Genomic DNA, 26,481 nt, shown 5'->3' on the forward strand with positions numbered 1-26,481 from the left:
GTGAAATTTTAATGTGACTCAAATTAATGACTCTATATATTGTTGCAACACCCATTGGAAATTTAGATGATATTACCCTTAGAGCTATTGACACACTTAAACGTGTTGATTTGATAGCTGCTGAAGATACGCGCCATAGTGGTTTACTATTACAGCATTTGGGTATTAAAGCTAAGCTTTTTTCCTTACATGATCATAATGAACAAGAAAAAGCACACGTTCTGATTGAAAAACTCCAATCAGGTCTCTCTATTGCCTTGGTTTCAGATGCCGGAACGCCATTAATCAATGATCCTGGCTATCATTTAGTAAAAGCTTGCCGTGAAAATGATATAAAAGTAGTTCCGATTCCAGGAGCTTGTGCCGCTATTGCAGCCTTGTCGGTAGCTGGATTACCGTCCGACAAATTTATTTATGAAGGATTTTTACCCGCTAAAAGCAAAGCACGGCAAGATAGTTTAGCCTCATTAATTACTGAGCCTCGCACCATGATTTTTTATGAATCAACGCATCGCTTATTAGAGACACTTAAGGATATGCAAACTATTTTTGGTGCCAATAAGCAGATTGTTTTGGCTAAAGAACTCACTAAAACATGGGAAACCATTGTTAGCTTTCCAGTCAATGAACTCATCGACTGGTTAAATCAAGATGCATCTCGTCAAAAAGGTGAATTTGTCTTGATTGTGGCTGGGTATACAGAAAATAATAAGGATATTGATCCAAAAGCCATAAATACTCTTAAATTATTACAAAAAGAGCTACCATTAAAAAAAGCAGCTGCGATTACTGCTGAAATTTATGGACTTAAAAAGAATCAACTCTATCAAATTGGTTTAAATTTTGAAGAATAAACTAACAAGTCATGTGCTACTTGTCACTTTTAATAAATTTAAGCAAAGTAACAAGTTAAAACCGATATCAACATTTGATATAGATCTATTAACAACACGTCAATAAGAACATTGGCATAAATAGCATGATTTAGTATATAATTACCTCTTATATTTAAGACATTTATTGATAAAAAGGTAACAAACAGTATGGGATTTAAATGTGGTATCGTCGGACTACCAAATGTTGGCAAGTCAACTCTTTTTAACGCACTAACCAAAGCAGGCATTGAAGCAGCTAACTTTCCATTTTGTACTATCGAACCAAATACTGGTGTAGTACCAATGCCCGATCCACGTTTAGATGAGCTGGCTAAAATTGTCAAACCTCAGCGCACCTTACCTACTACTATGGAATTTGTTGATATTGCTGGTTTAGTAAAAGGTGCCTCAAAAGGTGAAGGTTTAGGTAACCAATTTTTAGCTAACATTCGTGAGACTGAAGCCATTGGCCATGTTGTTCGTTGTTTTGAAAATGAAAATATCATTCATGTTGCAGGCAAAATTGACCCAGCTGAAGATATTGAAATTATTAATACTGAACTTGCGTTAGCCGATCTAGAAGCTTGTGAAAGAGCAATGACACGTTTACAAAAACGTGCTAAAGGTGGCGATAAAGATGCTAAATTTGAACTCGAAATTCTTGAAAAATGCTTACCACATTTAGAACAAGGTAAAAAGCTATTGCTATTGGATTTAAGTAAAGAAGAGCTTGATGCGGTTAAATACTTAAGCTTTTTAACATTAAAACCAACCATGTATATTGCTAATGTTAATGAAGATGGATTTGAAAATAATCCTTATTTGGAAAAGGTACAAGCCATTGCCGCTCAAGAAAAATCTGTTGTTGTTCCTGTTTGTGCAGCCATTGAAGCAGAACTTGCTGAACTAGATGATGCTGATCGTGATGAATTCATGCAAGATCTAGGGTTAACTGAACCTGGCTTAAATCGCGTTATTCGTGCTGGTTACAGTTTACTTAATTTACAAACCTATTTTACCGCAGGTGTTAAAGAAGTTCGCGCATGGACAATTTCGGTTGGAGATACTGCCCCACAAGCAGCAGGTAAAATTCATACCGACTTTGAAAAAGGCTTTATTCGAGCACAGACCATTGCTTTTGATGATTTTATCAAATATGGCGGTGAACAAGGTGCTAAAGAAGCAGGGAAAATGCGTTCTGAAGGAAAAGACTATATCGTACAAGATGGCGATATCATGAACTTTTTATTTAATGTATAACCATCTATTTTACGTCGCCTTTTGGCGACGTTGTTATATTTACTGTTATATTAAGTTCTCATTAAGATTTAATATAATAATAATTTTTACACAAACGTATACCTTACCTGAAACTTCTTGTCAAAACTAATGGACTATTCATATAAGGAAAGCACTCGTCAATGTTACTTACTTTTAATCAAGCTAAGCAAAATATATTAGCAATCGCGACTAAAGCAAAACCTCTGACTAACCAAAAGGTTTCATTATTTGACGCTTTAGATAGAATTGCTGCCATACCAATTATTTCGCCAATTAATGTTCCTGGATTTGATAATTCAGCAATGGATGGGTACGCAGTCAGACTTTCAGATATTCAACAAACAAAAACATTACCTCTAGCCAGTGCAATTTTTGCAGGTGACGATATTAGTAATTTACAATGGCCTGAAGGTACTTGTTTACGCATTATGACAGGCGCCCCTGTCCCGATTGACGCAGATGCGGTTGTAATGCAAGAGCATACAGAACAATCCGATTTAGGTATTAGTTTTTTAAAGGAAGTTAAAGCGGGTGATAACATACGTCGGTGTGGTGAAGATGTAAAAAAAGATTCGATAACGGTTGCCACAGGTACTAAATTAACATTACCAACCCTATCAACACTTGCAACACTAGGCATTAGCGAAGTCACAGTTTTTAACAAATTGAAAGTAGCTATCTTTTCAACGGGTAATGAACTAACACCAATTGGAATGCCGTTATCAAGCAATGGCGCAATTTATGATAGTAATCGCTTTACTTTAAAATTGTTATTAACAAAACTTAACTGTGAAATCATTGATCTTGGAATCATTCCTGATGATCCGACTCAAATTAAACAAGCTTTAGTGACCGCATCAAACCAAGCAAATCTTGTCATAACCAGTGGTGGTGTTTCGGTGGGCGATGCCGATTATACGAAAACAGCCTTAGAAGATTCAGGACAGATCAATTTCTGGAAAATTGCCATGAAACCAGGTAAACCTTTTGCTTTTGGACAAATTGGTCATGCATTATTTTGTGGTTTGCCTGGCAACCCAGTATCAACCTTGGTAACTTTTTATCAACTCGTTCAGCCTTTGATTTTGTCACTTTCAGGGATTGCAACATCCGATATTGATTTTCGTTTCCAAGTAAAAGCAGCTACCAACCTTAAAAAGAGTATTGGTCGGGTAGATTTTCAACGAGGAAGATTGCAAATTGATGCTCAAGGAGAATTAGAAGTTTTTTCTACTGGCCAACAAGAGTCACATATTACACAGTCGTTTAATCAGGCTAACTGTTTTATTATTCTCGAACAAGAACGCGGTAATGTAAACAAAGGCGAACTGGTGACGATTGAACTATTTAATACTCTACTTAAGTAATTTCATCAATCTAATATAGAAGTTAACTTATTAACACAAAATCATACACTATTTAGATAGTGTATGATTAATGTTATTTAGTCATTAAAAGAGTGCAACTAAAATAGCACCAGCAGCAATCATTGCCACACCAATTCCAGCTAACAATGAGATTTTTTCACCAAATAAAATTGCTGCAAATACGACTGCAAAAACCACACTTAATTTATCGATTGGCGCAACTTGCGATACTTTACCTTCTTTAATGGCCATAAAATAAAACAACCAAGATAGAGCGCCAGCAATACCGCTTAGTGCTATAATTAACAATGCTTTTTTATCATTTAAAAATGTGCTAACAAGATTAAGTTTTCCTTGTACTACAACCACACCAACCAAAAAAATTGCCATAACAACGGCACGAATCGCTGTGGCTGTATTGGCATCAAGCTGTTGTAAACCGATTTTACCTAAAATCGCAACACCAGCTGCGGTAATAGCTGAGAGTAATGCATAAATAAGCCATGCACTCATACTAATACCTATCTACTTGAAAAAGGAACTGCTGATTATTTGAATTATTTTGACATTGTTGTGATTTACTCATCATACCTTTGCAATCTTCTAATACACCATGTGCCTTTGACCAATGATATTTTTTCCCTTGATCATTCTTCCCACCACATGCAACTAAAGTTAAACTTAAGATGATACAAGTTAATCCAAGCGTTGCTAATTTCATTATGCCCCCCTTTTTTCAATCAAAAACTGAATTACAGTTTCGAATTCAAACATTTGAAAATCATTTTAATCCAGAATTATGATGATTAATAGCTAAACTGCCACCTATTTTTAATAGATGAAAACAACGATCAGCTCGATGCTCACATAATTGTTGCGCAGGCTCATCTAACGATTCATCAGATAATTCAAATGTTCCCCAGTGAATAGCAATCGCTTCATGACAATTGAGTTCGTCATACAACTGCACAGCCTGCGCAGGATCGATATGTTGCGATTGTAACAATCTACGGGGAGCATAAGCTCCTATTGGAATTAATGCCAGATCAATACAAGTAAAACGTTGACCTATCTCTTTTAAACGCGGTGAATAGCCAGTATCCCCCATAAAATAAACGGTTTTAGTTTTATTGGGAATATTCGCATTTGCCTGTACTATCCAACCGCACCATAGCGTTTTGTTAATATCAAAAAGACCTCGGTTACTCCAATGTCTAGCAGGCGTTGCGGTAAAAGTTAGACTATCAAAAGTGATTGAATCATACCAATTAAGTTCAAAAACCTGCTTAGCCCCCCATTTCAAAAGCTTATCTTTTAATCCTAAAGGAGCAACCAAGACAATTTTAGGATAACGCTTGACCAATTGACGAATACTATATTCATCCAAATGGTCATAATGATTATGCGAAATCATTATAAAATCAATGTTAGGCAATTGATCGATACTAAGTGCTGGTGAATTATATCGTTTAGGTCCAGTAAATTGTGAAGGTGAAGCTCGCTTAGAAAAAATAGGATCGGTTAAAATCATCTTATCATTTAAACGAATTAAATTGGTTGAATGACCTATCCACCAAACTCTATCGTTAGGTAAAGTCAGATCGATAGACTCACACCAAGCCTGATTAAATGCTTCATACCCTCCTTTTGGCTCAAGCACTTTACGTCTTTGATACCACCACCATGTTTTAACAAAATTGATGGTAAACGGTTCATGATTCTCAAAGTTTTTGGTTGAACGATGTACTTTTTTATTAGCTTCTTGCTTGTTTATCATCGATTAAAATCCTAGATTAATTAGCGGAGCGTTCTATCACCACGGCCACATTACTCGCATTAGCAATCGCGCCAGGTTTTGAAACTTTCACTTTTAACCATTGCACTGAAAACGTTTGTATCACCAATTGTGCTACACGTTCAGCGACACATTCTATAAGTTCAAATTGAGTCGATTGAATAAAATTGGTTATCGATTGACTTACCAAAAAATAATCTAAACACAGTGTAACATCATCACTCTCACCCGCAGGCTTGTTGTCCCATGACATTTCAAGATCCAGTATTAATTTTTGTTTTATGGTTTTTTCCCATTCATAAACACCGATGGTTGTTAGGACAGTAAGACCTTCAATTAACACTCTGTCTTTATTATTAATTTTCATAGTTAGTTCCGATTGCTGATCTGTATTAAATAGAGATTACCGAATATTGATAAATTACGCTATAATTTATTGCAATATATTATAAGAAATTAGTAATTATGACTCGGATATATCAACCTTTTACCATCAATCAAAATAGCCTTATTACTTTAAATGATGAAGCCTTTAATCATCTTATACGGGTGTTGAGAATGAAAACAGGTGAAGAAATCATCTTATTTGATGGTTCAAATCACATCACTCCAGCAGTTATTCATGAAATAAATAAAAAATCCGTCACAGTAAAAACGGCCACAACAATTTTAGATAATCGTGAATCTCCTTTAAATATTCATTTAGGCCAAGTGATTTCGCGCGGGGAAAAAATGGAATTTACCATTCAAAAATCCGTAGAATTAGGCGTTAACACTATCACGCCCCTTTTGTCAGAACGTTGTGGTGTTAAGTTGGATGACGAAAGAATGAATAAGAAAGTCCAACAATGGCAGAAAATTGTGATTTCAGCCTGTGAGCAGTGCGGTCGTAACGTGATACCTATCGTTAATCCCGTGATGAAACTGGAAAATTGGTGTGCAAGTTTAACAAGTCAATTAAGATTAAATTTACATCCTAAAGCGCAACATGGTATTAAGCATTTACCTTATGATAAAAAAGATATTAGTCTACTAATTGGTCCCGAAGGCGGTCTGTCCGATGCTGAAATCAATATGACACATCAATATGATTTTACTGATATACTACTTGGTCCACGTATATTACGCACTGAAACAGCAGCACTTACCGCTATTACAGCCTTACAAGTACATTTAGGTGATTTAGGCTAATGAAATAGAAATAAGGTAATAAATGTTTATTTGCATCTAGACCAGTAACGAGTATGATAGTTACCAATTTATTTATAATAGTGGGTAATACTCTATCATAATGTTTCAAATATACTTTTTAACAAGTATTACTTTAATATATGTTATCATCAATGTCGATAAAACCAATAACGTCAGTAAGGAGTTACCATGATTAAGCTTGGTATAGTAATGGATCCAATTAGTCATATCAAAATTAAGAAAGACACAAGTTTTGCTATGCTACATGAGGCACAAAAACGTGGATACCAACTTTTTTATATGGAAATGAATGATCTTTTTTTACGTAATGGCGAAGCGTACGCAACAACAAAGACATTAAAGGTTTATAACGACCATTCCCATTGGTTTGATTTTACCGAAGAACAAACTATACCGTTAAGTGATCTTGATGTCATTTTAATGCGTAAAGATCCACCCTTTGATACAGAATTTATATACGCAACATACATTCTTGAACGTGCTGAAGCAAAAGGTGTATTAGTGGTTAATAAACCACAAAGTTTACGTGATTGTAATGAAAAACTATTTACTGCTTGGTTTGCACAATTTACACCTGAAACATTAGTTACTCGGCAAACCCAACATATTAAAGAGTTTCATCAACAATATTCTGATATCATCTTAAAACCTTTGGATGGTATGGGGGGCGCCTCAATTTTTAGGATTAAACAAAGCGATCCAAATGTATCCGTGATTATTGAAACATTAACCGAACATAATACACGTTACTGCATGGCACAAACCTATATACCCGCTATCACAAATGGCGATAAACGAGTTTTAGTTGTCGATGGCGAACCTGTCCCTTTTTGTCTAGCTAGAATTCCACAGAAAGGTGAAACACGAGGTAACCTAGCGGCAGGTGGTCATGGTGAAGTCAGAGCACTAAGTGAAAGTGATTGGCATATTGCTAAAAGTGTTGCTCCAACTTTAAAAGAAAAAGGGTTATTATTTGTAGGACTGGATATTATTGGTGATAAACTAACTGAAATTAATGTTACTAGCCCTACATGTGTTCGTGAAATTGAAGCAGAAAATCCAAATCTTTCAATTACTGGCATGCTTATGGATGCCATTGAACGTCGATTAAATAAGTTGAGTTAAAAATGATTAGAGAATTTAAAAGTGCCGATTTAGATAAAGTTATGGAAATATGGTTACAAGGTAATGAACAAGCACATAACTTTATTGATAGTAATTTTTTCAAACAAAATTTTGATATCGTAGAAATGTTGATCCCAATGTCAACGGTTTATGTTCAAGATCTTGATGGTGTAAAAGGCTTTATTGGCATAACTGAAAATTATATTTCAGGTCTGTTTGTTGAACAAGATTATCGTCGACAAGGGACAGGCAAAGCTTTAGTTAATAAAGCGAAACAACGCTATAATGAACTTTTTGCCCATGTTTATAAGAAAAATACTGATGCGATTAACTTTTTTCGTTCACAAAACTTCGAAATCATATCCGAATCAATCAATGAAGAAAGTAATGAATCAGAACTTTTATTGCGTTGCAATATTGAGCATAATGTTAAAATTGGTAAATGTGCTTTATAAACAATTAAAGATGTGAGCATATGAATTTAAAAAATCATTTTATAATCGCTATGCCGACCATGAGCGACGTATTGTTTAGCCGTTCTGTAGTATATATTTGTGAGCATAACCGCGATGGTGCTATGGGAATTATTATCAATAAACCTATCATTGAACTGAATGTTTCAACGATACTAAGTCGCCTTGAAATTACTGCATCAAGAAATTGTGCAGAACTTGAATATCCTGTTTTTGCAGGAGGTCCTATTGCAGAAGAACAAGGCTTTATATTACACACACCGCAAACCGGTTTTTCATCAAGTATTCAAATTTCTGACGATGTAATGATAACCACTTCCCTTGATTTATTAAAATCAATTGGCACAAGTCAACAACCTAAAGATCTTTTATTAGCATTGGGTTACTCTAGTTGGCAGTCGTTACAACTTGAAAATGAAGTTGCCAGAAACGACTGGTTAGTTGCTGATGCTGACGCTAAGATTATTTTTGAAGTTCCTTTTGAAAATCGCTGGCAAAAAGCAGCCGAATCTTTGGGTGTCAATATGAACACAATTTCGCACCAAATGGGTAATGCATAACCCATGGCGACAGTAATTGCATTTGATTTTGGCACATTTAGTATTGGTGCTGCTATTGGTCAAGATGTGACTAGAACCGCTAGTCCTCTTTGCTCATTCAAAGCTCGTGACGGTATACCTAATTGGCAAGCTATTGAAAAAATCTTAAATGAGTGGCAACCTGATTTATTAGTCGTAGGTTTACCGTTGAATATGGATGGTACAGAACAACCATTAACCGCCAGAGCCCGTAAGTTTGCTAATCGATTACATGGACGGTTTGGTTATCAAGTTCAATTGCAAGATGAACGCTTATCGACGGTTGAAGCAAAATCAAGAATTTTTGCTTCTCGTGGTTATCGTGCCCTTGAAAAAGGTCATGTTGATGCTACTTCTGCTGTCATTATTTTAGAAAGTTGGTTTGAAAATAATTAGCAAACTGAATTAATTCGTTATTTTTTAAATAATCCATCGCCAACAAATTTCATCCTTGCTAAAATAAAAAGCAATTTCTCTACTGTAAGGATTGCTCACTGTGTCAAATAATAAATCTCTCAGTTATAAAGATGCTGGTGTCGACATCGATGCTGGCAATGAACTAGTTAATCGCATCAAATCGGTTGTTAAAGAAACTAAACGTCCAGAAGTGATGGGGGGACTAGGTGGCTTTGGAGCACTGTGTGCTATTCCACAAAAATACAAAGAACCCATTTTAGTATCTGGTACAGATGGCGTTGGTACTAAATTACGTTTGGCAATGGATTTGAATCGCCATGAATCAATCGGTATTGATCTGGTTGCCATGTGTGTCAATGACCTCATCGTTCAAGGTGCTGAACCCTTATTTTTCCTCGACTATTACGCAACGGGCAAACTTAATGTCGATGTTGCCACAACGGTAGTTACAGGCATTGCCGAGGGGTGTAAACAATCAGGTTGTGCCTTAGTCGGTGGTGAAACAGCTGAAATGCCAGGCATGTATCATGGCAACGACTACGATTTAGCAGGATTTTGTGTGGGTGTCGTTGAAAAATCGCAAATGATTGATGGTACTAAAGTTCAAGATGGTGATGCATTAATTGCATTAGCATCAAGTGGTGCACACTCCAATGGCTATTCATTAGTACGAAAAATTATTGAAGTGAGTGGTGTTAACCCAGCTGTTGAACAACTCGACGGGAAACCACTTGCTGATCATTTACTTGCACCAACTAAAATCTATGTCAAATCTGTTCTTGATTTAATTGCTCAGATTAAAGATGTACATGCAATTGCGCATATTACTGGTGGTGGATTTTGGGAAAACATTCCACGCGTTCTGCCCGATAATACTCAAGCAATAATAAATGAAGCAAGTTGGCAATGGCCAGCAATATTTGATTGGCTACAAAAAGCAGGTAATGTAAGCCGTCATGAAATGTACCGCACATTTAACTGTGGTGTTGGTTTAATTATTGCTTTACCAAAATCACTGGCAGATAAAGCTATTTCTATACTTAATCAGCACAGTGAAAAGGCATGGTTATTAGGTGAAATTAAACACTCAACATCGGCTGATCGTGTTGTGATAAAATAAAATAACTTAATGATATTATTCGAAAAAATCTATCTTTAGAATAATATCATTTTTTATCCATTTTTAAAATGTTGGTTTTAAAAGTAATTAACTTATTATCAATCATTTAATCACTAAAACTCTAATTACAGAAAATATTACCCCCAATTATTTGTTACTGAAAAGCTGCTTTTTTCTTTATCTCATTAATATCTCGATAAAAAGTTAGAAATATCTGTAATTCAAAAACACCTACCAAAAATTTAATATAAAAATAACTAAAAGCTATCTTACTTTCTGGTACAATAGTCGAAATTTATAATAATTAAGTAATGTCGTAACACTATAAATTACAAGGTTTTTTTAATGATCATATCAGATGCTAATAGCGCGGTGTCCTCCGTCGCTTATCGTGCAAACGAAGTCATTGCCATTTATCCAATTACTCCTAGCTCTTCAATGGCTGAACAAGCTAGCACATGGGCAGAATTTGATAAGCCAAACGTATTTGGTGATATTCCGAGAGTAGTTGAAATGCAATCCGAAGCAGGAGCCATTTCTACTGTTCATGGTGCATTAATGACGGGTGCATTAGCGACATCATTTACATCATCACAAGGATTATTGTTGATGATCCCTTCGTTATATAAAATTGCAGGGGAACTTACACCATTTGTTTTACATGTCGCTGCACGTACTGTCGCTACGCATGCCTTGTCAATTTTTGGTGATCATTCTGATGTTATGTCTGTTAGACAGACCGGTTTTGCTATGCTTTGTTCTAGTTCGGTACAAGAAGCACAAGATTTAGCATTAATTTCTCAAATTGCCAGTTTTAATAGTCGAATTCCATTCGTCCATTTTTTTGACGGTTTCAGAACATCACACGAAGTAAATAAGATTTATCCTCTATCAGATGAAGATATTCATAATCTTTTACCACATGAAGCAATTAAAGCTTATCGTTCACGAGCACTAACTCCTGATAAACCGGTGATCCGTGGTACATCTGCCAATCCTGATACCTATTTTCAATGTCGAGAAGCTATAAATAGTTATTATGATAATGCCTATCAGCATGTTGTTGATGCTATGACCGCTTTTGAAAAACAAACTGGAAGAAAATATCAACCTTTTGAGTATTACGGTGCCAGTGATGCTGAACGAATTATTGTAATTATGGGTTCCGGTGCGAGTACCAGTAAAGAAGTGGTTGATTATCTGCTTAAAGAAAATCAAAAAGTCGGTGTGGTAATTGTTCGATTATTTCGTCCATTTTCAGCTCAACACTTACTTGCTGTGACTCCAGATAGTGTTAAGAAAATTGCCGTATTAGATAGAACAAAAGAACCAGGAGCACAAGCGGAACCTTTATATTTAGATATTATGACAGCTTTTGCTGAGAGCTTGTCTCGTGGTGAACGTAATTCTATGCCACAGATTGTAGGCGGACGTTATGGATTATCCTCAAAAGAGTTTGATCCCCGCTCGGTACTTGGCATTTTTAACGAGCTTGGTTTAGAAAAACCAAGACCACGCTTCACTGTGGGGATTTATGATGACATTACTGGGCTATCATTACCACTACCAGATAAATCAATTCCGCAAAAATCAGCACTAGAAGCCCTGTTTTATGGGTTGGGAAGTGATGGCACCGTTTCGGCAACTAAAAATAATATTAAAATAATTGGAGACAGTTCACCATTTTATGTGCAAGGTTATTTTGTTTATGATTCCAAAAAGGCAGGTGGATTAACTACCTCTCACCTACGAGTAAGCTTAGATCCAATTGATTCGCCTTACTTGATTACCAGTGCACATTTTATTGGTTGTCACCAAGACCAATTTATAGATAAATATCAGATTGTCGATAAACTTAAAGATGACGGTATTTTTTTACTTAATACCCCTTATAGTAAAGATGAAATTTGGCATCGGTTACCTAAAGAAGTGCAGGTACAATTAATTAAGAAAAGAGCCCATTTCTATATTATCAATGCAGCTAAGATTGCACGTGAATGTAATTTAGGAGCCAGAATTAACACAGTCATGCAAGCTGCTTTTTTTCATCTATCGGATATATTCAAAAATGATTTTAGCATCACACAGTTAAAAGAAGTCATTGCCAAAAGTTACAGTAGTAAAGGTCAAGAGTTGGTTGAAAATAACTGGAAAGCGTTAGATTTAGCCATCACTTCGCTTGAACAAATTCCACTTAGTTGTGTGGATCAAAGTAGCCCATCAATGCCTCCTATTGTACCAAACAATGCGCCAGATTTTGTAAAAACCGTTACTGCAACTATGTTAGCAGGTTTAGGTGATAGTCTACCGGTTTCGGCATTTCCACCAGATGGCACTTGGCCAACTGGCACCACTAAATGGGAAAAACGTAATATTGCTGAAGAGATCCCGATTTGGAAATCTGAACTGTGTACACAATGTAACCATTGTGCAGTTGCCTGTCCTCATGCAGCTATTCGAGCCAAAGTGGTCGAACCGGATGCAATGCTTAATGCCCCTGATACATTAGAATCGCTAGAAGTTAAAGCACGCGATATGAAAGGTCAACGTTATGTATTGCAAGTAGCTCCGGAAGATTGCACTGGTTGTAACTTATGTGTTGAGGTGTGTCCATCTCGTGATCGTAACAACTTTGATATTAAAGCAATCAATATGCAACCTCGTATTGATAATCTTGACACACAAAAAGTTAATTATGAGTTCTTTTCTCAATTACCAGATCGTGATATCAAATCACTTGAGCGTATAGATATACGAACTTCTCAATTAATTACACCATTGTTTGAATATTCGGGTGCTTGTGCGGGTTGTGGTGAAACACCTTATATTAAATTATTAACACAACTTTATGGCGACCATTTGGCTATTGCCAATGCAACTGGTTGCTCATCTATTTATGGGGGTAATTTACCATCAACACCTTATACTACCGATCGCTCGGGTCGCGGACCTGCTTGGGCTAATTCTTTATTTGAAGACAATGCTGAATTTGCTTTAGGTTATCGCATCACTTATAACCAACATAGAAAACGTGCCTTACGTTTACTTGATCATTTGGCGGGCGAGATTTCGCCAGAAATTGCCATCACTTTGCAATCTTCTGATGCAACCATCGCTGAAAAAAGAACGCAAGTTGATTTATTACGAGAGCAATTAAAACACATTGATTCTGTCGAAGCTAAAGAGTTATTAGAAGACGCCAATTATCTGATTGATAAATCAGTGTGGGCTATTGGTGGAGATGGTTGGGCTTATGATATTGGTTTTGGCGGACTCGACCATGTCATGAGTTTAACGGATAACGTCAATATTTTAGTATTAGATACTCAATGTTATTCTAATACGGGTGGTCAACAGTCTAAAGCAACACCTATGGGCGCCGTATCTAAATTTGCGGATTTAGGTAAACATAAAGCCCGTAAAGATTTAGGCGTTAGCATTATGATGTATGGTCATGTTTATGTGGCTCAAGTGGCTTTAGGTTCTCAACTAAACCAGACATTAAAAGCATTGCAAGAAGCGGAAGCCTATGATGGGCCATCACTTGTCATTGCTTATAGTCCGTGTGAGGAACATGGTTATGATCTGGCTAAATCCCACGAACAGATGAAAGATTTAGTGAAATCTGGGTTCTGGCCTCTTTATCGATATGATCCTCGCCGTGCGGCTGAAGGAAAACCGGGATTAGTTTTAGATTCAAAATCACCAAATAGTGAAGCTCTATCAAGTATTTTACTTAAAGAACAACGATTCCGACGTTTAGAAACCTTAGAACCGACTGTTGCTAATATACTACATGCACGTTCAACAAAAATGGTCGCATCAAAATATAGGTTCTTACAAATGCTATCAAGCTATTCGGATATTGAAACCCCGCCTGATAGTTAAGTACAAATGACGCATATTCTATAAAGAATGAAACAGACCAGTTATTACTAAAAAATAATAACTGGTCTTTTTATACACCCTTTTTGTGCAATAAAGCATCAATATTGTGCATTTTTTTAATAAAAATCTACTGATAAGTCTCTTCTTTTACTATTTTATTATTATAAATCAATAGGATTCATTAACTCTGTAACTTGGTATTATTTTTGCATTAATAATTATTGACCACATAAGGATCAACTAAAACATGAGGTGAATCATGGTGTCTAATATAAATATCAATAGAAGAAAATTATTAACATTTTCAAGTGCAGCGATAGCTGGGTTATCCATCAATCAATTTTTATCTAAAGCCTATGCTCAAGAAGTACAAAATACGGTTTCCTATAACCTACCTATGCTTGATAAAGTAGTTACACCCGATGTAAACAATCCAGTCAGGCTAAATTTTAATGAAAATGCTCTTGGCATGTCACCTAATGCTAAACAAGCAGCAATTGATGCTATTCCTAAAGCCAATCGTTATGCTAAAGCGGAGATGCCATTGCTGAATAAACGGTTAGCTAAACATCATAATGTTGCTGAATCTCAAATTTTATTAACCGCGGGTTCATCAGAAGGAATTCGTAGCGCTATTGCCGCCTATGTTAAACCTGATACCCAATTAGTTATCCCAGAACTTACTTACGGTGACGGTGAATATTTTGGTAAAATTTTTAATTTACACATCAGCAAAGTACCAAGTTTACCGGATTGGCAAATCGATTTGAAAGGTTTACAAAAAGCGGTTGAGAACTATAAAGGATCATCGATTGTCTATTTAGTTAATCCTAACAATCCCACTTCGACTGTTTTTGCAACTAAAGAGATCGAATCATGGATAAAAAGCAAACCTAAAAATACTATTTTTATTATTGATGAAGCCTACGCTGAGTTTGTTAACGATCCGGCATATAAATCAGCCGATTACCTTATTGGGCAAGGTTGTGAAAATATAATACTACTAAAAACTTTTTCAAAAATTCATGCTATGGCTGGTTTACGTGTTGGTTATGCGGTCAGTTCAGCCGAAAATATCAATAATATTGCACAATATGTAGCAGGCGAAAAGCTTAACTATTGTGGTGTTTGTGCAGCATTAGCCTCGATGGATGATCGGTCATTTTTAACTTATTCAAAAAAAGCCGTTGATGTTTCACGTCAAATCATGGAAAACGTCTTATCGGATTTAGGTTTACATTACCTAAAATCTGAAACCAATTTTATGTTTCATAAAAGTCCGATTGATTTAAAAGCATATCGGGAATTAATGGAAAATAACTTTATTTTGATAGGACGAGATTTTCCTCCTGCTACGGACTGGTGCCGTATTTCACTCGGTACACCTGGCGAAATGCTTTATGTTGCTAACATTATGCGAGAATTAAAAGAGAAGGGAAAAATTTAATTTCATAAGTGTTCTTAAAAATGTCATTATTGACAAAATTAAACTCTCTAAATTGAACACAATTTAGAGAGCTTTTTAGATATCACTATTTTGAGTCAAATAGACAAGCAGGTTTATAAATTAACTACTAGTCACTCGTCGCGTCATCCAGTAACGTTTTTTCCAATAGTCATCATTCAAATTTGAATAAATTACACCTTTTGATGTTGAAGCGTGTAAAAATTTACCATCTGCATAATAAATGCCGACATGTAAACCACTGCCGCCTCGTCCTGTTTTGAAAAATACTAAATCACCTGGTTTAGGTTTAGTCACTTTATAACCTAATTGAGCTTGCTCAGCAGCACTTCTTGGTACAGTTTTAGAGAGTTTATTTTTGAAAAAATTAACAACTAAACCAGAACAATCACTACCATCTAAACTCATACCACCATAACGATAGGGCGTTTTATGCCATTTTTTATAATGGGAGTCAATTTTGGCTAACATCAAGGCATCTTGTTTAGTCTCTTTAGCTGATTTAGCGCCATAACTTGTATTGACAGTAGCGGTTGTAGTACTGCTACAACCGATTAACATAAACATAGAAAATATCAATGTTATGAAAAACCGCTTTTTTACACTAAAAAAGTTGTTCGGCAATATTTTCAATTGTCGATTGTCTTTTTTTGTCATTTCTTTTTGTTCCTTTATTTAACGTCGACCAATGCGAATAACGCCTTGCTATTTTCAAACTTTTAGGTAACACACCTTTTTTCCATTCTTGCGTTTCTAATTTAGATAATTTAATGGGACAAGTGTTCGCATGGCTGCGATGATTTAAACTCTCTTTTAGACTAACAAGTCGTAAAGAAAGGTAACAAATAATAACATCATCAACACTTAATTTATTATAACCAGAAAGCTGATATCGCATTCTAGAACCATAATGCTTGGCTGTTTGCACTAAACTACCGACCGCACCGCCAATGAGCGTTGCAGAACCAAGCGTAATGCCTCCGGTAACTAAATCAATACTTGCACCAATTGTAGCACCTGACACAAAACCTTTCGTCAAATGCATGCCCATTGTGGTTAGGGCATCTATATTAAATAGATCTGCATTATAACGACCTTTTAACAAAGGCAAACATTCTTCACTTTCTAAAGCTGAATTAAACTGAAAGAGTTTTAACAGCTCATTTATTGCCAACTGTTCTCGCTTTCTTACTTGATTTTGCATATCGACAATAGCTTGTTTATCATCAGATTTGGCCATTTTGTAAAAAGCTGTTACATCAACTAAAGCTTTAGCAATAATCAAATTAGCCTTTTTATTGCGAGCTTCACGCATTTGCGTAATTTTATTTAACCATTGATCTAAAATCAATTTTGCCGGCTCAATTAGCAAAGATAAACTCTTATACAATCGTTCTTCACCATCTATGGGCGGCACGATTGCATCGAACCGTATGATAGCATGAATACCGATCCGAGAAAGTAATATTTTCCATTCATTTTCATTTTGTTGCATACTCGCGGTAAAATTTAATACCGCCAATATCGGTTTGGCTCCACTGGCTAATATAGCTAATTCATCATGATATTTATCTAAAATTGGCTCTCGTACATCGATTACATAGATAGCGGCATCACTTTTCAATAATTGTCTGATTACTTTAGTTTCTTGATCAAAGGTATTTTCGGCTTCTGGGCTTTGTAAAAAAAATGTTAATTTATCAATACCATCAAGTTTATTGTTAGCTGGTGTTAATTGATGAATGTAATCATACAGTGCCAAGCTATCTTCTAAACCTGGTGTATCATAAAAAATAATGGTGTTTTGGTTATCAACAGGTAAGGTAATTGATTCGACATGTCTTGTTGTGCCTGGTTTATCTGATACATCACCAAAGTTACTATTGCGAATTAAAGTGCGTAATAATGATGTTTTTCCTACATTTGCGTGCCCAACCACAGCTAATTTCAATGTCGTTAACATGTTAAAATTCCTCGCTTAACCATGTTGGTAAAGCTGATTGTAACGATAACGCTTGCCAATTATTAAATTGTTTGCCTTGATTGATAAACCAGATCCGACTCTGCTGCGATTTACTTGTCAGTTGATTAATTAAATTTAACATACCCCGATCGGGTGCCCTATCAGTATCAATCGCGATTAATAACTTTTTAGCAGGTGTTAATTGTAAATAGTCAAGAATTTTACGGCGCTGTTCACGCGTATTTAAAAAACCTAAAAAAGTTACTGAATTTGGTGGATTCCACTCTTCTTGAATATCAATTGCCACCAAGAAAGTACCTATTCCCTCTTTAGTCAAATGCGAAATTGATTTTTCAAATTTAACGTTATCTTTATTATCTTCATCTTCAACATGAAACAATATAGGTTGTAGATCATTTGCTAATAATTGATAATCAGGATGTTGGGTATTGAATTTAATTCGTCGACAACTAACCAACCAATTAATCCCGCAAATTATCATACATAAAAATCGAATCGCTAAACCATAAACGATGAAAACACCGAGCAACCAAATTGCCCAAGCAGAACGTATTTCTCCAGCATTTAGAGCGTGTTCACTTAATCTGATAATATTATCATCAGGAATCATAAACCCTATTTTCGAAGGTAACCAACCTAAATAATGAGTTAGGCTAATAATCGTATCTGAGCTAAGTAATGTTGTTTTCCATTCAAAACTATAATGTTTTGTTGAAAATAAGGCAATAAGCACTATTAACGCACTACTTAATATTACTGACCAAAAAAGATTAAGTACAAATCCAATTAGCCAACGAATACGCCCACCGAATAACTCAATAAAAGCTGGAATAAGCTGTTGTACCGTCTTTTTTTGGGAGAACTTTTTTGCTAACCATAACCAGCAATAAACTAAAAAGCTACCACCTAAATTAGTAAACAAAAAAGAGGAGACTAACCAGATAAATAAAGTGACTAAATGAAGACCTAGTAAACTAAAAAGCGCCCAATACAAATTAATTGGATTTTGGCTTAAAGTACTAAAAGCCAATGATGCACCACAAATAATAGATAAAAAAATGAATACTAAAAAAGAGAGATTTATTGCTTTTAATAAATTTCTTTGCGCTGCATACAAACCATTTTGTTTTGATAGCATGACAGCTCGCATGACAATACGATTAACCAGTGACGTTTGAATCACTCTTACTTGTCGATTAATATCTTGATCTGCAAATCGCCCAGATTCTTTTTCAATTAAATGAATAGTCTGAGCAATCCACAGCGATTTTAACTCTTCTCGCATTATAGTTAATTTTCACAATTATATTAATGAAATATAAAACAATCGCAAGATAAGCCGCGTTTATAAATAGTGTGATTTATTGTGTGATTTCACCTATTTTGGTTAATAAAGTTTGGATACGTTGCTGCCAAACTTGTTGATCTTGTTTGAGCTTTTCATTTTCTTCGCGTAATGCTTTCATTTCATCTGAACTGTCATTGATCAACTGTTCTAATTCTTGATTGCCTTGCTTTAAAGTCGCAATTTCGTTTTGTAATGTCGTAATAGTATTAACAGTATGCTGAATTTTATTTTCTAACTGATTTAAAATTTCTAATGTCATATTTTTCCTCAAGCTCAAATTATTTGATGTATAATACTCCCCATTATAACGAATTCATTCTAAAATCAACACCTTTTTAAAACTTAAGTTGGAGAAAATTATGCGAAAACCTCTCGTTATGGGTAACTGGAAACTCAATGGTAGTATTGATATGGCTAAAAATTTAGTTGAGGGTTTAAGAAAAGAACTATCGACAGAAGCAGCGTGTGATATTGCTATTGCCCCACCAGTAGTTTATTTAGACTTTGTTAAACATCAATTAGGTGGTTCTAATATTATTTTAGGTGCCCAAGATGTAGATGTTAACCTGTCTGGCGCTTATACAGGTGAAGTATCAGCGACAATGTTAAAGGAAGTGGGTGTCACTCATGTAATTATCGGTCATTCAGAACGTCGTACTTACCACAAAGAGTCAGATGAATTTATTGCCAAAAAATTTGGTGTATTAAAAGAATCTGGTTTAGTGCCAGTTCTTTGTATCGGTGAAACTGAAGCTGAAAATGAAGCAGGTCAAACTCAATCAGTATGTGCGCGCCAAATTGATGCAGTGATAAATGCATTAGGTGTTGAAGCATTCAACGGTGCAGTAATTGCTTATGAGCCTGTTTGGGCTATTGGTACTGGCAAATCTGCGACTCCAGCCCAAGCTCAAGCTGTTCATAAATTCATCCGTGATCATATTGCAAAACAAGATGCTCAAGTTGCAGAACAAGTAATTATTCAATATGGTGGTTCAGTAAATGATAAAAATGCAGCAGAATTATTTACACAACCAGATATTGATGGTGCTTTAGTGGGCGGTGCATCCCTTAAAGCAGATGCTTTTGCAGCAATTGTTCGAGCAGCAGAACAAGCAAAAAAATAAAATAATGACGCCTGAAAAGGCGTCTTTTTTAAGGAAGAATTTAAATTGATGTAGTATCAAAAATAATTATTTTGCTTGAATGCTATAACGTGAAGGCCAAATAGTTTCAACAGAAACTTGTAAGTATTCAGCAATAATTCGTTCATATTTTGGACAGTGTCGATATAAAGCATTTCTCAAAGTATCAGCTTGTAAGCCACTTGATCTTGATAGTGCCCTTAAGTTTCCACCTCTAATTTTAATTTCACCGACAACTCTTGATGGTGACCAATCTTGATCTTGTTCGCTCATTATGAGATCCTCTTCAGGTTAATTCTTTGCTATTGTAATGATTATCGGCATTACAATACGAAATGGTAAAATGTTACCACAAAAAGAATAACACATAAAAAAACGAAACAAAACTATAAAAACAAAAAAAATCTATAAAATGGAACAAAAAATGAAAGAAAACAATTTTAAAACGCTTAGCGAGCACGAAAAAACGAGCATTTTAACAAAAACAGGCGTAATAAATTTTAAAAATAGATTAACTTTATTATTAGAAGGACTTTCCGGTAATGCTTTTGCCAAAAAAGTTGGCATGTCAGAAGCTGTAATTCGAGATTATTTATCTGGTAAAACCTATCCATCATTAAATCGATTAGCAATCATTGCCCAAAAATGTGATGTACCTATTGAATGGTTAGCAACAGGAAAAGGAGAATGTCGTTTACTTAGTGATTCTATAGGTACAGAATCATTTCGTATTCCTTTTCATGACCTAAATAAAAATGTCAATCCATTATCACGAATTGATTCTATTCCTTTTGAAGTAAACTTAATTAAAAATCAAGGATGTAAAACTGAGGATTTAACTGCGATTTGGGCTAAAGGTGACAGTATGGATCCAACTATATCCAACCATGATATTTTGATCATTAATAAAGCATATTGTAAACCGATTGATGGTTATCTTTATGCTGTGCAATATGATGACCAAATTTGTGTTAAACGAATTCAAAATCAGGGGACTAACTTAGCTTTATTGTGTGATAATCCTAAGTACCCAACGATTTTGATTGATAAAAATTCGCCACAGAATTTCGAAATCATTGGGCATGTCATCTATTTATTAAAGGATTTTTAATAAAAAAACTATATAATATATTAATAACTCCGTCGCTAATTATTCGACTGAGTTATTAAAAGAATTATTAATTCGTAGTTTTCCTTTCTTATAAACTTTAAAATCAGTTTAAAAAAATGTGAAAAAGTTTGAGATTAACCCTATGTTTTAGCAAAAAGCCATCACGATTAAATAAACTGTTGCGGGTATAACTTTATGCTTTTTTATTGAGGTATGATAAAATTATCATAATTCTTAAGTCTACTATTTTGTTATTATGTCAAATGTAAATACATCCAAAAAAGTTGTTGTCGGCATGTCTGGTGGCGTTGACTCATCTGTTTCAGCTTATCTATTACAGCAACAAGGTTACCATGTTGTTGGCTTATTTATGAAAAATTGGGAAGAAGATGATACCGAGGAGTATTGTTCCGCATCAGTCGATTTAGCCGATGCTCAAGCCGTTTGTGATAAATTGAATATCAAATTACACACTATCAATTTTGCTGCTGAATATTGGGATAATGTTTTTGAACATTTTTTATCTGAATATAAAGCAGGTCGCACGCCAAATCCAGATATCTTATGTAATAAAGAGATCAAATTTAAAGCCTTTCTTGAATATGCAGCAGAAGATCTTGGCGCAGATTATATCGCAACAGGTCATTATGTACGCAAACGTGAAAGTAATGGCAAAGTTGAATTATTGCGAGGTGTGGATAACAATAAAGACCAAAGTTATTTTCTTTACACTCTAAATGAAGCTCAAATTAAGCAAAGCTTATTTCCAGTAGGTGAACTGGAAAAACCGAAAGTACGTGAAATCGCCCAACAATTAGGTTTAGCAACGGCGGCTAAAAAAGATTCTACAGGTATCTGTTTTATTGGAGAACGAAAATTCAGTGACTTTTTAGCGCGCTATTTACCTGCAAAGGGGGGAGCAATTCGCACGGTAGATGGTGAAATAATTGGAAAGCACCATGGACTTATGTATCACACATTAGGACAGCGTAAAGGCTTAGGGATTGGTGGTTTAAAACAAGCTGATGATACACCTTGGTATGTTGTAGATAAAGATTTACAAAATAATGAATTGATTGTTGCACAAGGACATGACCATCCTGCATTATTTTCTGATGGATTAATTGCTAGCCAATTACATTGGGTTGATCGTCAAGTTGTCAGCAAACCTTTTACATGTACCGTTAAAACACGTTATCGTCAGCAAGATATCGCTTGCCAAGTTAATCCTTTATCAGAAGATAAAATTGAAGTGATATTTACTCATCCTGTTGCTGCAGTAACGCCAGGACAATCAGCCGTATTTTATCAAGGAGAAGTATGTCTTGGTGGCGGCATCATTGAAGAGCGAATCATAGGTAGACAGGAGTTGTAAAATGGACAGCAAGTATCATCATATTGCTATTGCACTTGCAGGTGTTGCGCAAAGTGCATTATTAATTCCGCAATTAGCTAATTCAGGAATCTGTAATAGTACATTATACGAACGCTCGATAAAAAGTGTGTTTATCACCTCACCCAACACAACATTAGATGTTTATAATGGTATTTACAACATTAAAATAGGGTTACAAACACTGATTGAGCTACTTTCATCTGGACAAAAAGAACAGATGGAAATAATGCGTTATGTTTTTAGTTCTCTAAATATAACCAGTAAATTACTAAAAAATAATGATTCACTAAGTAAGATAGATCAACGATTAAAACACATTACCAGTCTTTATCCTGATTTAAGTGATGAAACAATTGGTGATAATATTGAAGATTTATCCTATTCATTGGCTGGAATTTATTCTGATATTGTCAGCCCTATATCCACCAAAATACAGATAACGGGTAAAGCCAAATTTCTACAGAATGCTTTTGTGCAGGCTAAAGTCAGAACTGCACTTTTGGGCTGTATTCGATCGGCCATCCTATGGTATCAAGTCGGTGGTAGTCGTTTACAGTTTTTGTTTCAGCGCAAACGTATTTGTGATGCAGCGCAACAGCTATTACAAACAATTAATACACCTTATTAACGTATATTTTATATTCGATATTTCAAAATAGTAACGGAGTTAAACCGATGGAATTATCTGCACTTACAGCCCTTTCGCCTATTGATGGCCGTTATGGAGAGAAAACAACACAATTACGTACCATTTTTAGCGAATATGGTTTATTAAAATACCGTGTTCAAGTTGAAGTCCGTTGGTTACAAAAATTAGCATCTCAAGAAAATATTCCTGAAGTTCCAGCATTAAGCCAATTAGCTACTGAGCATCTTAATCAAATCATTGAAAACTTTAATGAGCAAGATGCGAAGCGAATTAAAGAGATAGAAAGAACCACCAATCACGATGTGAAAGCGGTTGAATATTTTTTAAAAGAAAAAGTCAGTAGTAACGAAGAACTGCATGCTATCAATGAATTTATCCATTTTGCATGCACATCCGAAGATATTAACAATTTATCGCATGCGTTGATGCTAAAAACAGCCAGAGAAACGGTCTTACTACCCTATTGGCAACAACTAATTGATAAAATCACTTCTCAAGCAAAAGAGTATCGAGATTTACCGTTACTTTCCAGAACACATGGGCAACCGGCAACACCATCAACAATTGGTAAAGAGTTCGCCAATGTTGCTTATCGTCTGCAACGTCAATTTAAACAACTCCAATCGATTGAGATTTTAGGTAAAATTAATGGTGCAACAGGAAATTACAATGCACATATGGTTGCTTATCCACAAGTGGACTGGCATAAATTGAGTGAAGAATTTGTTTGCTCATTAGGATTAGAATGGAATCCTTATACCACACAAATTGAACCACATGACTATATTGCCGAATTTTTTGATTGTGTTGCCCGTTTCAATACCATTGTAATTGACTTCGATCGGGATGTATGGGGCTATATTTCATTAAATCATTTTAAACAAAAAACCGTTGCTGGTGAAATTGGTTCATCAACAATGCCACATAAAGTCAATCCAATAGATTTTGAAAATTCAGAAGGTAACTTAGGCATTGCTAACGCGATCATGAACCATTTAGGCAGTAAATTACCAATTTCTCGTTGGCAACGTGATCTTACCGATTCAACCGTTTTACGCAATCTAGGTGTTGGGATTGGTTATGCCGTTATTGCTTATCAATCAACGTTAAAAGGATTAAATAAACTTGAAGTAAATCAAAGCTATTTGCTTGAAGAACTTAATCGTAATTGGGAAGTGTTAGCGGAACCGATACAAACTGTGATGAGACGTTATGGGATTGAAAAACCATACGAAAAATTAAAAGAGCTAACTCGCGGCAAACGTGTCGATGCTCAAGGTATGCAACTGTTTATTGAATCGTTGGATTTACCTGAGGAAGAAAAAGCACGTTTAAAACAGTTAACACCTGCTAATTATATTGGCTTTGCGACCAGTTTTGTCGATAAGTTATAATGTTTACTGCTCATTAAGTATAACAACAATTGTGCTAAGGATTGATTATCAATAATTATCCTTAGCGCTATAAAAATAACAGAGTTAACCAAACAAAAAGCCTCATTTATAAAATTAGGAAAATGAATTGAAGATTCGTATTGCAACAAGGAAAAGCCCATTAGCGTTATGGCAAGCTAATTTCGTTAAACAAAATCTATTATTAGCACATAAAGATTTAACGGTTGAACTTATTCCAATGGTGACTCAAGGTGATATTATACTTGATAGTCCATTATCAAAAATTGGTGGAAAAGGTCTTTTTGTTAAACAGTTAGAACAAGCAATATTAAATAATGAAGCAGATATTGCGGTTCACTCAATTAAAGACATTCCCGCTCAGTTCCCTGAAGGTTTGATGCTAGCAACTATTTGCCAAAGAGATGAGGTTCGAGATGCATTTGTTGCTAATAAATATACCAATCTAAATGATTTACCTGAAAGTGCAATTGTTGGTACATCAAGTTTACGGCGCCAATGTCAGTTGCGCAGTCATTTTCCCCATTTAATAATTAAAGATCTTCGTGGTAATGTAGGCACACGTCTCAATAAATTGGATGATGGGCAATATGATGCCATAATTCTGGCGTCAGTCGGTTTAAAACGTTTATCTTTAGAACACAGAATTACTCAATACATAGATACAGATTTAATGTTGCCCGCTGTTGGGCAAGGCGCGATTGGCATTGAAAGTCGCACTGACGATAAACAAATATTGGACATTATTTCAGTTCTTGATGATAAAAAAAGTCGAGTTTGTATCCAAGCCGAAAGAGCAATGAATAACGCCTTACAAGGTGGATGCCAAGTACCTATTGCGGGTTATTGCCGGCTGAATAATGATGAATTATTTTTACAAGGTCTGGTGGGTCGTGTTGACGGTTCAAAAATAATTAAACAACAGATAACAGGTTTTATAAACGAAGCCGAATCTTTAGGTGAAAAGCTTGCTAAACAGTTATTAAATCAAGGTGCAGATTTAATTCTAACGGAATTATTAGACGCATGATTTTTGTAACCAGACCCTCTCCGGAAGGTGAAAAATTAAGTGAGTTATTTAACCAAGCCAATCTACCTGCGCAACATTTGCCATTTTTTAAAATTTCACAAGGTCGTGACATTCTACAGTTACAGCATCAGTTAAACCAGCTATTACCCCAAGATATCGTGATAGTGGTTTCCCCCCAAGTAACTCATGCCATTAATCAGTGTTTTACCCATTTGACCTTGCCAAAAAACATTAGTTATTTTGCAATAGGCAAAAAATCTGCACAATTATTTAAGCAATTCACCGAAATTGAAGTTAATTATCCTGATAGAGAAGACAGTGAAGGATTATTAGTGTTACTTCAACAACAATCAGTAAAACAACGAAACATTTTAATCTTATGTGGTAACTCAGGTCGACCATTACTGGCACAAACGCTAAGGTCTCGCCAAGCCAAAGTAAAATTGATTGAGTGTTATTCTCGCACTCCCATAATCTACCAACCTGATATCTTATCTGAGCATATCTCACAACAACTCATTATTATTACCAGTATTGAGCACCTAAACCAACTTGAATCCTATAGCAGTGATGAACACAAAAAACAAAGTCGTTTACTGGTAACCAGTCAAAGGATTTTTACAAAAGCTAAAGAGTTAACATGGCAAAATGTTTTATTAATAAATAGTGCGGATAATCAAACTGTCTTTAATGCTGTAAAACAACACTTCCCTACCCCGTTATAATAAATTTAATAACGTTGAAAAATACTTTTCGCTTATTCGTTTAAATAGTAATAGTGAAGATGGTTATTTATTTTAAAAAATTTTATTG

The 26,481-nt window shown here is 35.2% G+C and carries 27 protein-coding genes; 18 read left to right on the top strand and 9 right to left on the bottom strand.

Features of this window, described 5'->3' with window-relative positions; genetic code table 11:
- Positions 1-26: 26 nt before the first annotated feature.
- The 3 genes from rsmI to moeA all read left to right on the top strand — a co-directional run bounded on the left by rsmI (position 27) and on the right by moeA (position 3,523).
- Complete coding sequence (rsmI, locus tag H3S88_RS08475) at positions 27-854, top strand: 16S rRNA (cytidine(1402)-2'-O)-methyltransferase (RefSeq protein ID WP_198228090.1); 828 nt, start codon at positions 27-29, stop codon at positions 852-854.
- A 189-nt stretch (positions 855-1,043) separates the two neighbouring features.
- Positions 1,044-2,135 carry a redox-regulated ATPase YchF gene (gene ychF, locus H3S88_RS08480; protein WP_198228088.1) on the top strand — a complete coding sequence of 364 codons (1,092 nt, stop codon included), beginning with the start codon at positions 1,044-1,046 and terminating at the stop codon, positions 2,133-2,135.
- 161 nt (positions 2,136-2,296) lie between these two features.
- Positions 2,297-3,523, top strand: a complete 1,227-nt coding sequence (moeA, locus tag H3S88_RS08485; RefSeq protein WP_198228086.1) for a molybdopterin molybdotransferase MoeA — start codon at positions 2,297-2,299, stop codon at positions 3,521-3,523.
- A gap of 84 nt (positions 3,524-3,607) precedes the next feature.
- Here moeA and H3S88_RS08490 read toward each other — a convergent pair whose 3' ends face one another.
- The 4 genes from H3S88_RS08490 to folB are packed head-to-tail and all read right to left on the bottom strand — an operon-like array spanning position 3,608 to position 5,685.
- Positions 3,608-4,036 carry an EamA family transporter gene (locus H3S88_RS08490; RefSeq protein ID WP_065738897.1) on the bottom strand — a complete coding sequence of 143 codons (429 nt, stop codon included), beginning with the start codon at positions 4,034-4,036 and terminating at the stop codon, positions 3,608-3,610.
- 1 nt (position 4,037) lies between these two features.
- Positions 4,038-4,244, bottom strand: coding sequence for a hypothetical protein (locus H3S88_RS08495; RefSeq protein WP_198228084.1), 207 nt, complete (start codon positions 4,242-4,244; stop codon positions 4,038-4,040).
- A gap of 60 nt (positions 4,245-4,304) precedes the next feature.
- Complete coding sequence (locus H3S88_RS08500) at positions 4,305-5,300, bottom strand: MBL fold metallo-hydrolase (RefSeq protein WP_198228082.1); 996 nt, start codon at positions 5,298-5,300, stop codon at positions 4,305-4,307.
- Between the two features lie 16 nt (positions 5,301-5,316).
- Positions 5,317-5,685 carry a dihydroneopterin aldolase gene (folB, locus tag H3S88_RS08505; protein ID WP_198228080.1) on the bottom strand — a complete coding sequence of 123 codons (369 nt, stop codon included), beginning with the start codon at positions 5,683-5,685 and terminating at the stop codon, positions 5,317-5,319.
- Positions 5,686-5,783: 98 nt separating this feature from the next.
- On the opposite strand from folB, the gene rsmE reads away from it, so the two are divergent.
- From rsmE to H3S88_RS08545, 8 genes are all read left to right on the top strand, one after another.
- The gene (gene rsmE / locus H3S88_RS08510; protein ID WP_198228078.1) at positions 5,784-6,509 is read left to right on the top strand and encodes a 16S rRNA (uracil(1498)-N(3))-methyltransferase; all 726 of its coding nucleotides are present in this window, start codon (positions 5,784-5,786) and stop codon (positions 6,507-6,509) included.
- Positions 6,510-6,698: 189 nt separating this feature from the next.
- Positions 6,699-7,655: a glutathione synthase gene (gene gshB / locus H3S88_RS08515; protein ID WP_198228076.1), complete on the top strand. Its 957-nt coding sequence runs from the start codon at positions 6,699-6,701 to the stop codon at positions 7,653-7,655.
- 2 nt (positions 7,656-7,657) lie between these two features.
- A complete protein-coding gene (locus H3S88_RS08520; protein WP_198228074.1) occupies positions 7,658-8,110 on the top strand; it encodes a GNAT family N-acetyltransferase in 453 nt (150 codons plus the stop codon).
- Between the two features lie 20 nt (positions 8,111-8,130).
- Positions 8,131-8,688 (top strand): YqgE/AlgH family protein, encoded by a 558-nt coding sequence (locus tag H3S88_RS08525; RefSeq protein ID WP_198228072.1) that lies wholly within the window; start codon positions 8,131-8,133, stop codon positions 8,686-8,688.
- A gap of 3 nt (positions 8,689-8,691) precedes the next feature.
- The gene (gene ruvX, locus H3S88_RS08530) at positions 8,692-9,102 is read left to right on the top strand and encodes a Holliday junction resolvase RuvX (protein WP_186279191.1); all 411 of its coding nucleotides are present in this window, start codon (positions 8,692-8,694) and stop codon (positions 9,100-9,102) included.
- Between the two features lie 100 nt (positions 9,103-9,202).
- The gene (purM, locus tag H3S88_RS08535; RefSeq protein ID WP_198228070.1) at positions 9,203-10,243 is read left to right on the top strand and encodes a phosphoribosylformylglycinamidine cyclo-ligase; all 1,041 of its coding nucleotides are present in this window, start codon (positions 9,203-9,205) and stop codon (positions 10,241-10,243) included.
- Between the two features lie 345 nt (positions 10,244-10,588).
- Positions 10,589-14,131 (top strand): pyruvate:ferredoxin (flavodoxin) oxidoreductase, encoded by a 3,543-nt coding sequence (nifJ, locus tag H3S88_RS08540; RefSeq protein ID WP_198228068.1) that lies wholly within the window; start codon positions 10,589-10,591, stop codon positions 14,129-14,131.
- Between the two features lie 259 nt (positions 14,132-14,390).
- Positions 14,391-15,578: a histidinol-phosphate transaminase gene (locus H3S88_RS08545; RefSeq protein ID WP_370528592.1), complete on the top strand. Its 1,188-nt coding sequence runs from the start codon at positions 14,391-14,393 to the stop codon at positions 15,576-15,578.
- A gap of 120 nt (positions 15,579-15,698) precedes the next feature.
- On the opposite strand, the gene H3S88_RS08550 is transcribed toward H3S88_RS08545, so the two are convergent.
- The 4 genes from H3S88_RS08550 to zapB form a co-directional block, all read right to left on the bottom strand.
- The gene (locus tag H3S88_RS08550; RefSeq protein WP_198228064.1) at positions 15,699-16,163 is read right to left on the bottom strand and encodes a C40 family peptidase; all 465 of its coding nucleotides are present in this window, start codon (positions 16,161-16,163) and stop codon (positions 15,699-15,701) included.
- Between the two features lie 37 nt (positions 16,164-16,200).
- Positions 16,201-17,559, bottom strand: coding sequence for a DUF3482 domain-containing protein (locus tag H3S88_RS08555; protein ID WP_198228062.1), 1,359 nt, complete (start codon positions 17,557-17,559; stop codon positions 16,201-16,203).
- A 1-nt stretch (position 17,560) separates the two neighbouring features.
- Entirely contained in the window at positions 17,561-18,865 is a 1,305-nt protein-coding gene (locus H3S88_RS08560; RefSeq protein ID WP_198228060.1) for a DUF2868 domain-containing protein, read from the bottom strand.
- Between the two features lie 76 nt (positions 18,866-18,941).
- Positions 18,942-19,187, bottom strand: a complete 246-nt coding sequence (gene zapB / locus H3S88_RS08565) for a cell division protein ZapB (RefSeq protein WP_065738884.1) — start codon at positions 19,185-19,187, stop codon at positions 18,942-18,944.
- A gap of 100 nt (positions 19,188-19,287) precedes the next feature.
- Here zapB and tpiA point away from each other — a divergent pair, with 100 nt between their 5' ends.
- Positions 19,288-20,052 carry a triose-phosphate isomerase gene (gene tpiA, locus H3S88_RS08570; RefSeq protein ID WP_198228058.1) on the top strand — a complete coding sequence of 255 codons (765 nt, stop codon included), beginning with the start codon at positions 19,288-19,290 and terminating at the stop codon, positions 20,050-20,052.
- Positions 20,053-20,118: 66 nt separating this feature from the next.
- On the opposite strand, the gene H3S88_RS08575 is transcribed toward tpiA, so the two are convergent.
- Positions 20,119-20,343, bottom strand: coding sequence for a helix-turn-helix domain-containing protein (locus tag H3S88_RS08575; protein ID WP_038517432.1), 225 nt, complete (start codon positions 20,341-20,343; stop codon positions 20,119-20,121).
- Between the two features lie 151 nt (positions 20,344-20,494).
- Here H3S88_RS08575 and H3S88_RS08580 point away from each other — a divergent pair, with 151 nt between their 5' ends.
- From H3S88_RS08580 to H3S88_RS08605, 6 genes are all read left to right on the top strand, one after another.
- Positions 20,495-21,181, top strand: coding sequence for a LexA family transcriptional regulator (locus H3S88_RS08580; protein ID WP_198228056.1), 687 nt, complete (start codon positions 20,495-20,497; stop codon positions 21,179-21,181).
- Between the two features lie 256 nt (positions 21,182-21,437).
- Complete coding sequence (gene mnmA / locus H3S88_RS08585) at positions 21,438-22,556, top strand: tRNA 2-thiouridine(34) synthase MnmA (protein ID WP_198228054.1); 1,119 nt, start codon at positions 21,438-21,440, stop codon at positions 22,554-22,556.
- A gap of 1 nt (position 22,557) precedes the next feature.
- Entirely contained in the window at positions 22,558-23,205 is a 648-nt protein-coding gene (gene hflD, locus H3S88_RS08590; protein ID WP_039129884.1) for a high frequency lysogenization protein HflD, read from the top strand.
- Between the two features lie 47 nt (positions 23,206-23,252).
- The gene (gene purB / locus H3S88_RS08595) at positions 23,253-24,620 is read left to right on the top strand and encodes an adenylosuccinate lyase (RefSeq protein ID WP_198228052.1); all 1,368 of its coding nucleotides are present in this window, start codon (positions 23,253-23,255) and stop codon (positions 24,618-24,620) included.
- Between the two features lie 127 nt (positions 24,621-24,747).
- On the top strand, positions 24,748-25,668 hold the full coding sequence (gene hemC / locus H3S88_RS08600) for a hydroxymethylbilane synthase (protein ID WP_198228050.1): 921 nt from the start codon (positions 24,748-24,750) through the stop codon (positions 25,666-25,668).
- Positions 25,665-26,393: a uroporphyrinogen-III synthase gene (locus H3S88_RS08605; RefSeq protein ID WP_198228048.1), complete on the top strand. Its 729-nt coding sequence runs from the start codon at positions 25,665-25,667 to the stop codon at positions 26,391-26,393. Before hemC ends, H3S88_RS08605 begins: the two co-directional genes overlap by 4 nt.
- Positions 26,394-26,481 lie beyond the last annotated feature (88 nt).

This window comes from Gilliamella sp. B14448G11 (genome assembly GCF_016101765.1).
Lineage (GTDB): Bacteria > Pseudomonadota > Gammaproteobacteria > Enterobacterales > Orbaceae > Gilliamella > Gilliamella apicola_N.

Coding starts and splice junctions, on each gene's coding strand:
- ychF (WP_198228088.1), top strand. CDS start 1,044: ATGGGATTTAAATGTGGTATCGTCGGACTACCAAATGTTGGCAAGTCA.
- H3S88_RS08525 (WP_198228072.1), top strand. CDS start 8,131: ATGAATTTAAAAAATCATTTTATAATCGCTATGCCGACCATGAGCGAC.
- H3S88_RS08560 (WP_198228060.1), bottom strand. CDS start 18,865: ATGCGAGAAGAGTTAAAATCGCTGTGGATTGCTCAGACTATTCATTTA.
- rsmE (WP_198228078.1), top strand. CDS start 5,784: ATGACTCGGATATATCAACCTTTTACCATCAATCAAAATAGCCTTATT.
- nifJ (WP_198228068.1), top strand. CDS start 10,589: ATGATCATATCAGATGCTAATAGCGCGGTGTCCTCCGTCGCTTATCGT.
- H3S88_RS08490 (WP_065738897.1), bottom strand. CDS start 4,036: ATGAGTGCATGGCTTATTTATGCATTACTCTCAGCTATTACCGCAGCT.
- H3S88_RS08545 (WP_370528592.1), top strand. CDS start 14,391: ATGGTGTCTAATATAAATATCAATAGAAGAAAATTATTAACATTTTCA.
- gshB (WP_198228076.1), top strand. CDS start 6,699: ATGATTAAGCTTGGTATAGTAATGGATCCAATTAGTCATATCAAAATT.
- H3S88_RS08500 (WP_198228082.1), bottom strand. CDS start 5,300: ATGATAAACAAGCAAGAAGCTAATAAAAAAGTACATCGTTCAACCAAA.
- purB (WP_198228052.1), top strand. CDS start 23,253: ATGGAATTATCTGCACTTACAGCCCTTTCGCCTATTGATGGCCGTTAT.
- rsmI (WP_198228090.1), top strand. CDS start 27: ATGACTCTATATATTGTTGCAACACCCATTGGAAATTTAGATGATATT.
- H3S88_RS08555 (WP_198228062.1), bottom strand. CDS start 17,559: ATGTTAACGACATTGAAATTAGCTGTGGTTGGGCACGCAAATGTAGGA.
- H3S88_RS08605 (WP_198228048.1), top strand. CDS start 25,665: ATGATTTTTGTAACCAGACCCTCTCCGGAAGGTGAAAAATTAAGTGAG.
- H3S88_RS08550 (WP_198228064.1), bottom strand. CDS start 16,163: ATGTTTATGTTAATCGGTTGTAGCAGTACTACAACCGCTACTGTCAAT.
- moeA (WP_198228086.1), top strand. CDS start 2,297: ATGTTACTTACTTTTAATCAAGCTAAGCAAAATATATTAGCAATCGCG.
- hflD (WP_039129884.1), top strand. CDS start 22,558: ATGGACAGCAAGTATCATCATATTGCTATTGCACTTGCAGGTGTTGCG.
- H3S88_RS08495 (WP_198228084.1), bottom strand. CDS start 4,244: ATGAAATTAGCAACGCTTGGATTAACTTGTATCATCTTAAGTTTAACT.
- H3S88_RS08575 (WP_038517432.1), bottom strand. CDS start 20,343: ATGAGCGAACAAGATCAAGATTGGTCACCATCAAGAGTTGTCGGTGAA.
- mnmA (WP_198228054.1), top strand. CDS start 21,438: ATGTCAAATGTAAATACATCCAAAAAAGTTGTTGTCGGCATGTCTGGT.
- folB (WP_198228080.1), bottom strand. CDS start 5,685: ATGAAAATTAATAATAAAGACAGAGTGTTAATTGAAGGTCTTACTGTC.
- tpiA (WP_198228058.1), top strand. CDS start 19,288: ATGCGAAAACCTCTCGTTATGGGTAACTGGAAACTCAATGGTAGTATT.
- H3S88_RS08520 (WP_198228074.1), top strand. CDS start 7,658: ATGATTAGAGAATTTAAAAGTGCCGATTTAGATAAAGTTATGGAAATA.
- zapB (WP_065738884.1), bottom strand. CDS start 19,187: ATGACATTAGAAATTTTAAATCAGTTAGAAAATAAAATTCAGCATACT.
- H3S88_RS08580 (WP_198228056.1), top strand. CDS start 20,495: ATGAAAGAAAACAATTTTAAAACGCTTAGCGAGCACGAAAAAACGAGC.
- ruvX (WP_186279191.1), top strand. CDS start 8,692: ATGGCGACAGTAATTGCATTTGATTTTGGCACATTTAGTATTGGTGCT.